Consider the following 13,350-nt stretch of genomic DNA (forward strand, 5'->3'; position numbering starts at 1 on the left):
CTTAAAAAATTGTCGATGCAGGCGATGCTTACTTTCGCTGCCTTGAACTTGAAGAAGATGGCCAACTGGACTTGGAGAAGTCCAGTAATGACCTAAAAGTATAGAGAAGAGAGTCTATTTTCCTTTGAAAAATCAGATGAAATCTCAAAAGGGGTTCGGAATGAGAATATTCCGAACCCCTTTTGTCGACAAACTGAAAGCTGCCAAACGGCAGCTTTTTTATTCATCAGTTTTAATGATTGTTTCTAGAAAAGCGAAACAAATCCCCAACCTGCTGTTGCAAACAGAGTGATGAGTCCTAGTGTCAGGCCAATCAGTTGCAGATTCCCCTTTTTCTGCTGATTTAAATATTCTTTGTAATCGATCTCCCCGCGTGCAAACTTGAGTCCGATTTCATCTGGCACGATTTGGTACAGGTTGCCACCCTTATCAGCCAGTACGATTTTTGAAATCACTCCGTGGTTCTCAGCTGGAAAGGGTTGGCCTGCTTCAATGGCAAATCTGCCTTCCCCGATCAATTCAATATGCAACGGGCGATATACTGTTAATTGAACGATTTGTTCGGCGGTATGGTATGAAATCTGGTCGATATTGTGATGAGAAACACACATTTTTTTCACCTCACTAAAATTATATTATAAAGGTTCAAAAATGAAACTAAAAATCCTTATTCATTCTTTGTGCACAGTTTGCCAGTATAATGGTCACTAATCCGTAATCAGAGAGGATGGTTTCATTGAAACAGAAATTAAATGAGAAAATTAAAAAAAGATACAACCGAGTTTCAAAAATTTATGACAGAATGGATAAGATGCTACGAGAAGATTGGAGGAGGGACCTACTGGCTGGCTCATACGGTGATGTCATGGAAGCAGGGGTAGGGACTGGGGCGAACATATCTTTTTATCCGAGTAGTATTCAATCCCTGATTGGAGTGGATTTCAGCAGCGATATGTTAAAGTATGCAAAACAGAAGGCTTCACAACTTAATGCGCCTTATAAAATGGAACTAATAGAGGGAGACATCCAGGAACTGCCCTTTCCGGACAACAGCTTTGATACGGTAGTATCTACCTGTGTGTTTTGCTCTGTACCAGACCCGGTTGTGGGTCTAGAAGAACTGAGAAGAGTTTGCAAACCGGACGGACAGATTCTCATGCTTGAGCATATGAGAAGCGAAAACGAGGCGGCAGGACTTGTAATGGATTTCCTGAATCCAGTAACAGTGAGAATGTGGGGCGCAAATATAAACCGGGAGACAATGGCAAACATTAAATCAGCAGGATTGTCAGTTGTTCGCGAAGAAAGACTAATGGGGTCAATAATGAGAAGACTGTTGCTTTCTCCAAATAAATAGATCTATGTAACAAAAAACGGTTCAAGAACAGAACCGTTTTTTGTTTGGTGTTACTAATTTTTTTTTCAACTTATTCTCAATTGACTATTTGTGTTAGGAAAGCGAAATTCACCAATAAATAGGATATGCCATTCCTGCTAAAAGGTAAGCATAGTATAGAACATGACAGTAGAATTGTCCATTTCTGTGTCTGTCGAGGTTGAATCTGAAGTATTATTCCTTTTAAAATACGTTAGTGTCTCAGCGTGGACCTACAATCAAATTTTCTTTAGGCGGATTTTGTTGTTGGAGTTCACTTCCATTTCCAGGAGATTTTCTCCTTCCCAGTTTAGCAGTTTACGTAGTTCACAGGGTATCGTTAAGTTACCATTATATAGTGTTGCCTGATTTAAGTATTTATCTTCGTGGTCTTTCTCAATAACAATAGTATCTTTTTCGTTATAAATATAAAGCAATTGACCATCTTCAATTCCCAGCTCTTGTGTTACTTTCTTCGGTATGATGATTTGGCCATTATTATAAAGTTTCCTGATTAGCATGTCTTCTCACTCCAATTAAGGATTGTTACTCTGTGGTGTTCACAAAGTTTTATTCACCTATGGTATCGAATAAATGAGAAGAAAGTATGCAGCGAGTTAATGTATATAAAAAAATCCAAAATGTATTAATAAAAGTTCAACCCAAATTGAGAAGAATGATTGAATATCCATAGTTATTGCACAAATATACGCTAACATGAAGGGTGGTTACTCCTTAACCCCCCTCGAAGAAACGGTCCGCATACAGCCGTTTCTTCATTTATAAATAGCTAATTAACCAATCTATCTAACATTAATGCCCAACAAAGGAAATGTGGTAATCCTGTGTGTCCCTCCATAAAAAATCCACGATTTCCATGTATGATGGTGGAGAATGATATAGAAGAGGTGATATAAATGGGGAATTATGAACCAATTGATCGAATAGCCTTGGAATTAGGCCCTATCACTATTTATTGGTACGGCGTTATTATTGGCTTTGGGATGATTTTAGGATGGATACTTGCTACAAGAGAAGCAAAAAGAAGAGGGTTACATCAGGATGTCTTTTCAGATCTGCTTCTATGGGCGATCCCGATTTCTCTCCTTAGTGCTAGGTTATATTATGTTTTGTTCAAACTAGATTACTATTTGGACAATCCAGGACAGATTCTAGCAATCTGGGAAGGCGGCATAGCCATCCATGGAGGATTGATCGGTGCGGTAGCAACCTCGATAGTGTATGCGCGAAAAAAAGACATTTCCTTCTGGCAACTTGCCGACATAGCGGCTCCTAGCATTATTCTCGGGCAGGCCATTGGTCGATGGGGAAACTTCATGAACCAGGAAGCGCATGGAACAGAGGTGACAAGAACCTTTCTTGAAGATTTAATGCTTCCAGACTGGATTATTAACCAGATGTATATAGATGGAGCGTATTACCACCCAACCTTTTTATATGAATCTTTATGGAATCTTTCAGGTTTTTTTGTACTCCTTGCCATCAGAAAGTTCGGAGTCAAGCGGGGAGAAGTTTTCCTTTCTTATCTCATTTGGTATTCAGTAGGCAGGTTTTTTGTGGAGGGATTGAGGACAGACAGTCTAATGGTAACGGATGAACTAAGAATTGCACAGGTCATTTCCCTGGCTTTAATTGGTCTTTCTTTGTTCCTCATCTGGTATCGAAGGCAAAAGCGATTGGCAAACCGGTTTTACAAAGAAGGTATGAATGACAAATAACTTTCCCATCTAACCTCGGACCTTTTAAGAAGATCCGAGGTTTTGTATATTCTTATTTATTCTTTTTATACTTTCCGCCTATTAAAAGGTAATTTACCAAGGGAATGTAGACTTCCGTTCGAAATCATTTGAAATTAGCTGAATTCAATTCACTAACATTACCTTATTTAGCTTTGATAACTCGATACCCTAGTTGTTCCGCGAACTTAACCATCAATTTATTATGATAATCCAGGGTCTCATCCTCTATTTGGGCACTTCTCCAACTATCCTCCAAAAGAAATTCATCATTTAGTATAATCTCCAATTCCTCATGAATTGAACGACTTTTTATAATTTCTAGCTGCTCAAAACCACTGTTTTAAATAAGTGAATACATTCCAACTCAGTTGGCAATAATGAACAGCCATAAAAACTTTTAATGATTAATTCATCGGTTTCATTTATATCGCTTTCCTTGTTAAGTTCTATGCACAAAAGAAAACCCCCGGGCTTTAAGACTCTGAAAAATTCACCTAGAGTTTTTGAGATGTCTGTAAATAAAGTCACTGACTGGACGGATCCATAGAGGGGTCATCGATAGAGTTAGTCCGAATAGAGATTATTTAAGGCCCTTTGGGAGAACTAGGAATAAGATTACGGAGGAATCGGCTGGGGATTTGGCTGGGGGATTGCTCTAGGGGCGATAGCAGCCTTGGCATTCATTCCTTTCTTTATATAGGTTTATGCTTTTCCAAAGTATAAAACATCAATGATACAGGAAGGAGGTAAACTCTATGAGTGAAGTTACAGGATATGGATTTGGCGGTGGATTTGTACTTATCGCTACCTTTAAAGAAAGCCTAATTAATTTCAGCTTTCTTTAATTATTGTTCCGGCAAACTTGCTTTTCCGTATTCCATATTAGCATATTGCTGGCTGACGAAACATAAACAATTGCTTCCGGTTCAGCATCCCATAAATTGATCATCTATGATTTTCTTAAACATACAGAAAACTGCGAAATAGAGGGAGTTAAATCCTAGTTTTCAGTACTGAAATTAAATTGAAATAATTGTGCTCATATAATAAATTCTTCAAATATAGATGATAACATGGTTACTCAACTAAAATGGATGGCACTTGAAAAGACACCACACCCAAAGTCACTGTGTCATCCGCAAACGACAAAAGAAACCATGTAAGCTTGCGTTGGTATCTTTGCGGTAAGATGATTTCCTATGAAATATCTCCAGAGTGAGGAGTTAAAAAGAGCTTCCTATCTAAATAAGGTATGTAAAATTTTGAATCCACTTAAATATTTTGGGAAGCTTACGGTTTACCTATCCTCGATTTTAGGTTAGCGGGAGAATGATCTCTTTAAGGTTTTCACAACATCTGAAAAAGGCACAGTAACCCTTGAGATTAACTGCGCCTTATTCAAGACCGAATATTATTCCACTTTAAATTGCCCCATCATACCTGCATCTTCATGCTCAAGGATATGACAGTGGTACATGAAGATACCAGTATACTTGAAAGTAGCAATCGCCCTGACCTTCTCCCCTGGATACACTAGGATAGTGTCCTTCCAGCCGGATTCATTTGCTGGAGGCTGTTTGCCGTCACGGTCAAGAATTTGGAATTGAATTCCATGAGCATGGAATGGATGGGCCATTCCCCCCATCATCCCAGTACTTTCATTGGAGATTTCCCAGATTTCTGTAGTATTTAAGGTCAAATATTCATCCATCCGGTCCATATCCATTTGTTTGCCATTTATATTGACATTGCTTCCCATTCCTTGGAAAATAAATTTTCTAGTTTTTACTGCCTTTGATGAATCTATTCTTTCAATTTTTGAGAGTTGGTTTGGTATATTAAAGTCTTCTTGTTTTTTACCAGTTACCATAAATTTCATAAATTCAGTACCTTGATTTGTTAATTCGACCGAATCACCATCTTTAAACATAGAGAAATCCACTATGATTTCGGCTCTTTCCCCTGGGCTGAGCACTAGTTTTGTCATCTCGACAGGCTGTTCAAGTAACCCCCCATCGCTAGCTACTTGATAGAAGTTTTGGTTATTGCTAAAAAGCAATTCATAAATCCTGGCATTTGATCCGTTCAGCAAACGAAAGCGCATTTTGCCTCTTGGTACCTTAAGATAAGGGTTAACAGCTCCGTTAACAAGAATTGTTCCTCCCTGAAGGCCCATCATGACGTCATGCATGCCCAGTCTATATTCAAACCTTCCATTTGCGTCCAACTTCTTATCCTGGATCACAAGCGGAATGTCGTTGACGCCATACTCATTTGGGAGGTTCAGGTTATCTGAAACATCATCATCTACATAAAACAAACCAGCGAGTCCTTTATAAACTTGCTCTCCAGTTTTATGAAGCAAGTGCGGATGAAACCATAATGTTGAAGCAGGCTGTGTAATCGTAAACTTTGGATTCCAGGTTTCCCCTGGCATAATCCGGGAGTGAGGGCCGCCATCATTTTCTCCGTCTACTTCAAGGCCGTGCCAGTGGACTGTTGTTTCTTCATTCAGGTTGTTTTCGACTTTTATCGAAACCTCATCACCCTTTCTGACTCTAATGACAGGGCCAAGGTAATTTCCATTGTAGCCATAAGTGTCTGTCTCTTTCCCTTCAATAAACTCCGTTTTTCCCATGCCAGCAGATAGTTGGAACTCAGCTCTGCGGGGGACGGAACTGGTATTCTTAAGCAGCGGGGGAATAGGTAAAGGAGTGCCCCCGCTGAATACAACTCCACTACTATCATTTCCATTCATCATTCCATTGTTATTAAAAATTTTGTTTACTCCAACAGGAACAAGAGAAATAGCTGCTAATCCTGCAGCTCCCTTTAAGGAATAAGAGAGAAACTTTCTTCTATTGTATCTATCCATTAAAGCTGTACCTCCTTATCAAATTCCACTGAACTTTAAATCGGTGGGGGGGTATTTTGTATTTTAATATGAATATATGCAAAAAGTATGTAGAATTATTTACTATGTATTCTGATAATTGATCACTCCGGTTTTTCGAAGGGTTACTGGGGTGAACTGCTTTGTTGTTTTCCACATATTTTCTCCATGATTTGCTTTTATATTTAAGGCATAGAAACAAACATTGCATCTGCTGGCTGCGGACGGATTGGCTGGTTTATCGGCTTGCTGCTGGCCATTTTCCTGAGCTACTTGCTGTTTGTTGAAAAACAAGAAGGGACAGGATCAGCCAATTCGTTCAGATTCCAGTGAAGCGATGGAACAATTGAAAATGAGGCTTGCACAAGGGGAAATCACCTTGGAAGAGTACCAGAAAATGAAGGAAACACTATTAAAATAATCGCTTTACCTCCATACTTTCTACATCTTTCTGGTAGAGAATGAAAGTATAAAGAAATGGAAAGGAGAGAAGGAAATGATGATAGGACCAGGTTACTTTGGAGGCTTTGGGATGGGAGGTGGATCACTGATGATGCTAGTTGTGTTCCTGGCAATCGGTTATCTGTTATATCTTGCATTCAACCAGAACAGAGGAAACAGCCAAACGCTTCCCCGTCAGTCGTGGAGCAGTGAAGCACTTGAGCTCGCCAAGGGCAGATTGGCCCGGGGTGAAATCACTATCGAGGAATTCGAAGAAATTAAAACAAACTTACTATAAAAAACGTTAAATAAGGAGTGTTTTTACAATGATGAAAAAGACAATCATTACGGAGCATTGGCAGCTGCCCTGATCGCGACGGGAGGCACAGGGCTTTATATGGCATCAGCGAAGAAAAACCCTGCAGGGCCTTTCGATTATATGAAGCAGCAAGGAATTAATTTTAGCAATATGTCCAGCATCATGGGTGAGGGCAACTTTGAAGACATGCAGAAGTTCATGGGAGAACAGGGTGTCGACCTTGACGAAATGAACCAGATGATGGAATCCGGGAATTTTGAGGATATGCAAAAATTCATGGATGAGCAGAATATCAACTTTGGCCAGATGAGCATATATGCAGGAAATGCACCCGGATTTGAGCAATCAGGATCTCGTGGAAATGTATAAAGGCATCATGGGACAGGGGGAGCGGCCAATAGCCGGAACTTCCAGGGCATGGGAACTACAGGACTATAAACATACAAGCCGGTCTGACCCGGCCTCCAATTAAAAATTTGAGGGAGGAATTGAACAATGTTTGCTCTATTGATCCTGGCAATCGGTTTTTACCTGTACAAGACAGGCGATTTGCAAAAATTCTTTGGAAAAACGGATTCGCAGAATACAGGAGATGAACAAGCAAGAAAGATCATTGATCTAAGGTATGCTGCCGGAAAAATTTCTGAAGAAGAATATGTTATACAGAAAAACTGTATTTAATAATAGTAGGAATGAGTAGATGAAAATGATGGGCGGACTTATGGGTGCTTTTGTAAATGGTTATGGGTTCAATGGTCCTTCCGGCTACAGCCAGTTTGGAATAATACCATATTTCAATTTCCCGACACTGACCTTCCTTGCTGTGATTGCGGTTGGAGTCTGCCTTTTTTTCAAAAACCGGACAGCCACCAATCCAAATCCGGGGAATACCCAGGCAATTGAAGCGGAAGAAATGGCAAAGCTGAGATACGCCAGAGGGGAAATCACCTTTGAGGAATTCCAGCAAATATTGAGAACTACCCGATCCTGATAGAGACGATATGAAGCGATAAACCTTGTATTAACGGCCATAATATTTGTAATATTTCAAGAAGTAGAATGATTGTCAGAAAGAATGTATTCTCCTGATAAATAGTCTTTCAAAATAAGAAACGGTTCAAGTCAGAACCGTTTTTTGTATGGTGAGTTTTATTCTGGCTTGTTACCTCCGCTGTCATCTGGTGTAAAGGGTGGATTGAATCCTTCATAATTTAAAAGATTGATCATTCCTACAGAAGCATGGTGAAGGTCATGGCAGTGAAACAGCCAGTTACCGGGATTGTCGGCTTCAAATGCAACTACATATTCATCACCCGGTTTAAGGTTGATTGGATCCTTGATAATCGGCAAACCCTCCACTGGTTTTTCATTTTTGCTTAATACCTGGAAAAAGTGGCCGTGCAGGTATATTGGATGGTCATCCATCATTGAGTTGTTGACTAGTTTGACCAGTACTTTATCGCCTTTTTTCACGTTGATGTTGTCAGTACTAGGGAATGTTTTGCCGTTGAGGGTAAAAACCATTCCCTCATTGTTCATCTCGGTGTTCAAATCCTTGGTGTACTCAAGGTGGTACTTCTGGTCAAGTGTGAACTTGCTTTTTGCTTCGGTTCTGTAACACCGGAAGATTTCCTGCTGGTCTGATTTGTCTACTGTCTCTTCCTTGCCTTCATATTGAATGGCCAGCTTCATGCCGGATGTTCCGTCCGAATTTCCATGTCTTTCAAGATACCTGGTTCCCGGGTTATTCGCAGTAAACTCCGAATCATATCGTTCACCTGGGGCAATCGATACAAGCAGGTCCTTGATATCCTGTGGATCATTCAACTCCTGGCCATCGATGGCCGCAACCTTGAATTCATGACCGTGAAGGTGGATTTTATGTGATATGAAGCGGATGCGCATTTTTTCTCCCTCTTTGACAATAAGAGGTTTGATGCTGCCGCCGCTCTTGCCATTAATGGTGAAGATATCATAGTTGCTCATATCATACCCTATGCCAGAGGATTCTTCAGTGGGACGGTCATCACTTTCTGAATTTCCTCACCCATTCCTTCCATATTCTTATGGTCCATTCCGCCCATTTCTGATTCCGTTTCAGAAGGCTCATTCATCAAGTATGATTGTGCCTGTCGTAGTACTTCTTTTTTGGCTCGACGATGAAAGATCCATATAGCCCCTTGTCGAGCTGGTTTACACCTTCCTGATGGGTAATGGTACATATACGTCCCAGGAACAGAGGCTTTGAATTCGTAGGTGAATAATTCGCCAGGCTGTACAGCATTCTGGGTCACACTGGGGATGTGATCAGACTTGGTTTGCATCAGGAGGTGTTTTCGGATTTATTGCTCTGGGCAATTCCTATCTTAATTCTTAGTGCGAGGTTATATTATATTATGTTCAAATTGGAATACTATTTGGACAAATCCGGTAATAACCATTGCGATTTGGGAAGGTGGCATCACCATATAAACTTTTGAATTATGTACAAACCAAAATGAATCAAAACTTAAGCTAACCAAGTTTAGGCCTTTATTATTTTTATAATACTAAAACAAGCTCTGAGAGTACAAACAAGAATATCCAGAATACAGTAACGAAACTAAAACCAAATGGTTAGTGTGATTTATGACACAGAAAAAGTGGTTGATGGCAATCGTCTTAAAAAACTTCTTAAAAAGGAATTCTACGATTAACTTAATACCCATACGGGAATAGTTGAGTAGATCATGAAAGGAGTGTAGTTTATGATGAATGGTGGCGGAACCGGTAGTGGGATGGGGACAGGATTTTTTGGTCCCGGAATAATGGGAATACTGCTGGTTATTATAGTCATTGCGGTTATTGCTGTGGCCATGGTGCTTTTTAAGAACAAGTCAAATCATAATACAGCCAACACTGACGGCAATAACTCACTGGGGACATTGAAAGAAAGACTTGCGAAAGGAGAAATTTCAGAAGAAGAGTACGATCGTTTAAAACAAAAATTAGAGCAGTAACAGATTTCTTGGATGGTGCGTCTTAGGAGCCTCTCCTCATCGTCTCACACCTGGAGGCTACCCTCTGAACGAGAAGCACCAAGCACGGAAAAATACTGTCTTAAGCGGCACGGGGCCACTGAAAATCTGCCGATTTTTTAGATTTTCTTGAGAACCTAAATGAAAAAAGCCGGTCAAATTCCATATTTTTTGGAATTAGATCGGCTTTTTTGTTATTTTTTTGTCCTCTTTTGCTCTATTGTTGCCCTGTCAGTTTTAGAATTCTTTTTAAATTGACTGTGAAAATGGCCATGGCACCTTGCATCTCCATGCCCAATAGACCCGAGGATTTGGCTACATCATACCCGTGTCTGTGTTTTAACTCGCTATTTTTTGCCTCTATTTTATATCGTTGCTTGGATTTCTCCTTAAAGTAATCACTTTCCTGAAACTTCGCCTGCTCTGAGTGTTCGGTTGACTTTATTGAAACGGAATACGTCTTGCTTTTCGCTCCTTCTTTATAACAGCCATCGCTAAATGGGCAACGCTTGCACTTTTCAGTATCAAAATAATAGGTATCCACCTGATTCTTACCGTTTTTGCCAGTGTTTTTCTTTCCGGTCCGTGCCTTCCTGATTGCGAGGTGTCCTGCTTTACAAACATACATCCCAGCGTCTTTATTGAATTCGAATTCATCTTCCTTACTGCGGGCGCCTTGGGTAATATTCGGATTCAATTTTGCGACCAAGTTGATTTTGTTTGTATTACTGTAGATAATATTCTCTTTTTCTGAATACGCTGCATCGCCAATTACTGCCTCAACTTGGATGCCTGCTTTTTCGCTTTTCTCAATCAGGTTTTGAAGCTGTTTGCCATCACTTTTTTCACCCGTAGTAAGGACAGCTGCCGTAATGATTCGTTCCTCGCTCATCGCCAAGTGTGTCTTGTATCCAAAGAAAGAAGAATCTGCGGTCTTGTGGCCAACTTTTGCATCCTGATCCTTTGAACACTTGAGCTGTTCAACATCATCTGCGACCGTTTCTTTCAATAGGTTCAGCTGTTCTTTCACAGCCGGGTATTGGATGAGTGTCTCTTCCTTTTCAATCACTTCAATGAGCTTCTGCGAATACGCAATCTCATCCTCCAAAACATCATTCTTTGTCTTGGGAGGGAATTTGGATTTCATGGATTCATCGATTTTGTAGATTGCCTTCCTCAACTTCTTGGAACGCTCCATAAGGACTTCCTTCGGTTTCATCTGATTATAACGGGCTTTTGTATAAGTGGCATCGACAATAATGGACTTACTTTTGATAATCTCTTTTTCTAAAGCAATCTCCACCGTTTTATTAATAAGTAAATCCAGGAGGTTAATATCCTTTAACCTCAATTTACGGAATTTGGTCAGGGAGCTCGGGTCAATAACTTCCTCTTCTGGAGTCATATCCAGAAAATATTTGAAAGACATATCGTATTTGGAACGCTCAACAATATCCACGTCCGAAAGGTCATGGATGGTTTTTAATAAAAGGTATTTGAACATGCGAATGGGGTCGATTGCGTTCCGACCATTATCAAAGCAATACTTATCCTTGAGCTCTTCGTAAACAAAGGTAAAGTCGACCAAATCATTAATCTGGCGTAACATATTATCCTTTGGCACGATAAGATCATAGAGCCCCATATAAGAACTTAGCTTAATCGATTGTTGCATTGGCATCATTGGAACCACCCATTTCGAATAGATTACTTTTATTATAAAATAAAAACCGCTCAAATCCCTTAAAAAAGTCAGGGATTTGAACGGTTTATAGTTTCTAAAATATAGGTTTAGTAGCACTAGGTTGATTGGAACGGAAGGTGCGTAGACTCCTGCGGGATCAGCGGGACAGGTGAGACCCCGCAGGCGCTTTAGCGCTGAGGAGGCTCACCGCACGCCCCGCGGAAAGCGAAGCAACCTGGAGTGGAAATCAACCGGCCAATTTAACAAAGGCTATCCTTTAGGGACTTTTTCAGTGGCCTCAAGCGGCACGAGCCGCTTTTTTTATTTTTAATCTTTACCAATACTCATCAGTGGAAAATTCCTCAGTCTCAACAAAATCTCCATACCTTTTATTTATAATGATATTTAATTTACAGTAGGAGGGGACGGCATGTTGTATAACAAAGAAATAGTAAATCGACTTAAGAGAATTGAGGGCCAAATCAGGGGGATTAATAAAATGATGGAAGCAGAAAAAGCATATGCTGATGTTGTGAACCAATTGTCCTCTATTCGAAGTTCCACAGGTAGAGCAATAGCCTATATTGTCGCAAACGATCTCCAAAATTCTCTCACAAATGACAAAAAATCCATAAAAGAAGACTATAGTGCAGTAGATGAGGCTGTAAATATGTTAGTAAAAAGTTCATAGATTTCTGCACAATTGGAAATCAATGAGTGAAATGATAGACTTACACTCCTTTTGTCAGGGGTATATTCTGCTTAGATAAAGACGACATTAGTACAAATTTCTCATTCATAATTTTTGCGTAATTATTTGGTATTGTTTGATCAAAAACATGGAGGTGGAGCTACATGTTGAATCGCCGGAAGTTTTTGGGGAAGTCTCTAAAAGGGACAGCAGGGATTTTGGCCCTTTCCTTCATGCCAGCAGGTTTAAGTGCCTGCAGTAAAGAGGAAAGCAATATTGACACCAGTTCTATGGCAATTATTGGTCCTTTAAACGAATTGGAGAAAGGACCCTTTCCAAAGAAAGTTTCTTATAAAGTAACAGTCCAGGATGGGTGGACAGAACAAAATCTGGAGGGTTTTGTTTATTTGAACAAAACGAAGGAAAATGAATTTTTAATTATGTCTCCAGTATGTACTCATCTAGGTTGCATCGCAGGTGAAGCGGAAGAAAGTAAAGTAACGGAAGGAATTGAATTCTATTGTCCTTGTCATGGAGGAGAATACGACGAATATGGAATTAATATTGGAGGACCACCGCCAAGGCCGTTGGACGTTTTTGAAGGATTTGTTAAGGATAACGAAGTTTATATTCCAATATTAAGTCCGACTAAAAGAACAAAATAAAATTTTTTTATTAACGGGTATACTTCATAGGTGCAAACAAGTAAAACACATGGCAAATCGCACGGATTTTCACATTGGAATTCACCGTGCGGTTTTTCTTGTTATATCAATGTTTATTGTAATTTTATTTAAAAACCACACATCAATTCACAGGTCATTTCTCATTGACGGAAATAATTATTGGAGGGTGTGTGATTTTGTGGTGATTTGGTAAGTGGATTGTATGTTATTATGAAGGTGTTTGGATATTTATGTTAAAATTGAAATAAGGCTATAGAAGACTTTGTGAAACAATGTATTTAAAGTAAAGAAGCAGGTTGGTGCAAGAGTGATTTGACTGCAAATAGGGGGATTTCATGAAAAAGATAACTATATCTATTCTCATTTTTTTTATCTTGTCAGGATGCAATAGAGGTTATGATTCACTGGAAGAAGCAGTACAAAGTGAATGGAAAACCCCAATAGAAGTTGTGAATCAAGATGAAGAAAGGCAATTAGTATATTA

17 protein-coding genes and 1 pseudogene are annotated in these 13,350 nt (G+C 39.6%); 10 read left to right on the plus strand and 8 right to left on the minus strand.

The features are described 5' to 3' along the window. Window positions 1-245: 245 nt before the first annotated feature. Window positions 246-611 (minus strand): hypothetical protein, encoded by a 366-nt coding sequence (locus ACH0QE_RS23375; protein WP_415802825.1) that lies wholly within the window; start codon window positions 609-611, stop codon window positions 246-248. 125 nt (window positions 612-736) lie between these two features. On the opposite strand from ACH0QE_RS23375, the gene ACH0QE_RS23380 reads away from it, so the two are divergent. Further along, a complete protein-coding gene (locus ACH0QE_RS23380; protein WP_415802826.1) occupies window positions 737-1,357 on the plus strand; it encodes a class I SAM-dependent methyltransferase in 621 nt (206 codons plus the stop codon). Window positions 1,358-1,614: 257 nt separating this feature from the next. Here ACH0QE_RS23380 and ACH0QE_RS23385 read toward each other — a convergent pair whose 3' ends face one another. After that, window positions 1,615-1,896 carry an AbrB/MazE/SpoVT family DNA-binding domain-containing protein gene (locus ACH0QE_RS23385; protein ID WP_415802827.1) on the minus strand — a complete coding sequence of 94 codons (282 nt, stop codon included), beginning with the start codon at window positions 1,894-1,896 and terminating at the stop codon, window positions 1,615-1,617. Window positions 1,897-2,292: 396 nt separating this feature from the next. Between ACH0QE_RS23385 and lgt the strand changes: the two genes are divergently transcribed. Continuing rightward, window positions 2,293-3,114, plus strand: coding sequence for a prolipoprotein diacylglyceryl transferase (gene lgt / locus ACH0QE_RS23390; RefSeq protein WP_415802828.1), 822 nt, complete (start codon window positions 2,293-2,295; stop codon window positions 3,112-3,114). 339 nt (window positions 3,115-3,453) lie between these two features. Here lgt and ACH0QE_RS23395 read toward each other — a convergent pair whose 3' ends face one another. Next, the gene (locus ACH0QE_RS23395) at window positions 3,454-3,663 is read right to left on the minus strand and encodes a class I SAM-dependent methyltransferase (protein WP_415802829.1); all 210 of its coding nucleotides are present in this window, start codon (window positions 3,661-3,663) and stop codon (window positions 3,454-3,456) included. A gap of 883 nt (window positions 3,664-4,546) precedes the next feature. After that, the gene (locus tag ACH0QE_RS23400) at window positions 4,547-6,010 is read right to left on the minus strand and encodes a multicopper oxidase family protein (RefSeq protein ID WP_415802830.1); all 1,464 of its coding nucleotides are present in this window, start codon (window positions 6,008-6,010) and stop codon (window positions 4,547-4,549) included. A 298-nt stretch (window positions 6,011-6,308) separates the two neighbouring features. Between ACH0QE_RS23400 and ACH0QE_RS23405 the strand changes: the two genes are divergently transcribed. From ACH0QE_RS23405 to ACH0QE_RS23425, 5 genes are all read left to right on the plus strand, one after another. Next, window positions 6,309-6,449: an SHOCT domain-containing protein gene (locus ACH0QE_RS23405; protein WP_415802831.1), complete on the plus strand. Its 141-nt coding sequence runs from the start codon at window positions 6,309-6,311 to the stop codon at window positions 6,447-6,449. A gap of 75 nt (window positions 6,450-6,524) precedes the next feature. Next, entirely contained in the window at window positions 6,525-6,767 is a 243-nt protein-coding gene (locus ACH0QE_RS23410; protein ID WP_415802832.1) for an SHOCT domain-containing protein, read from the plus strand. 99 nt (window positions 6,768-6,866) lie between these two features. Next, window positions 6,867-7,157 carry a hypothetical protein gene (locus tag ACH0QE_RS23415; protein ID WP_415802833.1) on the plus strand — a complete coding sequence of 97 codons (291 nt, stop codon included), beginning with the start codon at window positions 6,867-6,869 and terminating at the stop codon, window positions 7,155-7,157. Window positions 7,158-7,283: 126 nt separating this feature from the next. Next, window positions 7,284-7,469, plus strand: a complete 186-nt coding sequence (locus ACH0QE_RS23420) for a hypothetical protein (RefSeq protein ID WP_415802834.1) — start codon at window positions 7,284-7,286, stop codon at window positions 7,467-7,469. Window positions 7,470-7,488: 19 nt separating this feature from the next. Continuing rightward, complete coding sequence (locus ACH0QE_RS23425; RefSeq protein WP_415802835.1) at window positions 7,489-7,779, plus strand: SHOCT domain-containing protein; 291 nt, start codon at window positions 7,489-7,491, stop codon at window positions 7,777-7,779. A 158-nt stretch (window positions 7,780-7,937) separates the two neighbouring features. Here the strand turns inward: ACH0QE_RS23425 and ACH0QE_RS23430 are convergent, their stop codons facing one another. From ACH0QE_RS23430 to ACH0QE_RS23440, 3 genes and pseudogenes are all read right to left on the minus strand, one after another. After that, a complete protein-coding gene (locus tag ACH0QE_RS23430) occupies window positions 7,938-8,774 on the minus strand; it encodes a multicopper oxidase family protein (RefSeq protein WP_415802837.1) in 837 nt (278 codons plus the stop codon). A gap of 8 nt (window positions 8,775-8,782) precedes the next feature. Continuing rightward, on the minus strand, window positions 8,783-8,905 hold the full coding sequence (locus tag ACH0QE_RS23435) for a hypothetical protein (RefSeq protein WP_415802843.1): 123 nt from the start codon (window positions 8,903-8,905) through the stop codon (window positions 8,783-8,785). A gap of 135 nt (window positions 8,906-9,040) precedes the next feature. Then, window positions 9,041-9,112 (minus strand): annotated as a pseudogene (locus tag ACH0QE_RS23440) (hypothetical protein); the annotation flags it as partial. 423 nt (window positions 9,113-9,535) lie between these two features. On the opposite strand from ACH0QE_RS23440, the gene ACH0QE_RS23445 reads away from it, so the two are divergent. Continuing rightward, window positions 9,536-9,787, plus strand: a complete 252-nt coding sequence (locus ACH0QE_RS23445) for an SHOCT domain-containing protein (RefSeq protein WP_415802838.1) — start codon at window positions 9,536-9,538, stop codon at window positions 9,785-9,787. A 235-nt stretch (window positions 9,788-10,022) separates the two neighbouring features. On the opposite strand, the gene ACH0QE_RS23450 is transcribed toward ACH0QE_RS23445, so the two are convergent. Then, window positions 10,023-11,489, minus strand: coding sequence for an IS1182 family transposase (locus ACH0QE_RS23450; protein WP_415802839.1), 1,467 nt, complete (start codon window positions 11,487-11,489; stop codon window positions 10,023-10,025). 430 nt (window positions 11,490-11,919) lie between these two features. On the opposite strand from ACH0QE_RS23450, the gene ACH0QE_RS23455 reads away from it, so the two are divergent. Together ACH0QE_RS23455 and ACH0QE_RS23460 are read left to right on the plus strand one after the other, a co-directional pair. Beyond that, entirely contained in the window at window positions 11,920-12,180 is a 261-nt protein-coding gene (locus ACH0QE_RS23455) for a metal-sensing transcriptional repressor (protein ID WP_415802840.1), read from the plus strand. Window positions 12,181-12,344: 164 nt separating this feature from the next. Beyond that, the gene (locus ACH0QE_RS23460; RefSeq protein WP_415802841.1) at window positions 12,345-12,845 is read left to right on the plus strand and encodes a ubiquinol-cytochrome c reductase iron-sulfur subunit; all 501 of its coding nucleotides are present in this window, start codon (window positions 12,345-12,347) and stop codon (window positions 12,843-12,845) included. Window positions 12,846-13,350: the final 505 nt, after the last annotated feature.

It is taken from the genome of Mesobacillus sp. (genome assembly GCF_047739415.1).
GTDB lineage: Bacteria > Bacillota > Bacilli > Bacillales > Cytobacillaceae > Mesobacillus.

Coding starts and splice junctions, on each gene's coding strand:
- ACH0QE_RS23450 (WP_415802839.1), bottom strand. CDS start 11,489: ATGATGCCAATGCAACAATCGATTAAGCTAAGTTCTTATATGGGGCTC.
- ACH0QE_RS23420 (WP_415802834.1), top strand. CDS start 7,284: ATGTTTGCTCTATTGATCCTGGCAATCGGTTTTTACCTGTACAAGACA.
- ACH0QE_RS23430 (WP_415802837.1), bottom strand. CDS start 8,774: ATGAGCAACTATGATATCTTCACCATTAATGGCAAGAGCGGCGGCAGC.
- ACH0QE_RS23445 (WP_415802838.1), top strand. CDS start 9,536: ATGATGAATGGTGGCGGAACCGGTAGTGGGATGGGGACAGGATTTTTT.
- ACH0QE_RS23455 (WP_415802840.1), top strand. CDS start 11,920: ATGTTGTATAACAAAGAAATAGTAAATCGACTTAAGAGAATTGAGGGC.
- ACH0QE_RS23410 (WP_415802832.1), top strand. CDS start 6,525: ATGATGATAGGACCAGGTTACTTTGGAGGCTTTGGGATGGGAGGTGGA.
- ACH0QE_RS23375 (WP_415802825.1), bottom strand. CDS start 611: ATGTGTGTTTCTCATCACAATATCGACCAGATTTCATACCATACCGCC.
- ACH0QE_RS23425 (WP_415802835.1), top strand. CDS start 7,489: ATGAAAATGATGGGCGGACTTATGGGTGCTTTTGTAAATGGTTATGGG.
- ACH0QE_RS23385 (WP_415802827.1), bottom strand. CDS start 1,896: ATGCTAATCAGGAAACTTTATAATAATGGCCAAATCATCATACCGAAG.
- ACH0QE_RS23460 (WP_415802841.1), top strand. CDS start 12,345: ATGTTGAATCGCCGGAAGTTTTTGGGGAAGTCTCTAAAAGGGACAGCA.
- ACH0QE_RS23400 (WP_415802830.1), bottom strand. CDS start 6,010: ATGGATAGATACAATAGAAGAAAGTTTCTCTCTTATTCCTTAAAGGGA.
- lgt (WP_415802828.1), top strand. CDS start 2,293: ATGGGGAATTATGAACCAATTGATCGAATAGCCTTGGAATTAGGCCCT.
- ACH0QE_RS23415 (WP_415802833.1), top strand. CDS start 6,867: ATGGCATCAGCGAAGAAAAACCCTGCAGGGCCTTTCGATTATATGAAG.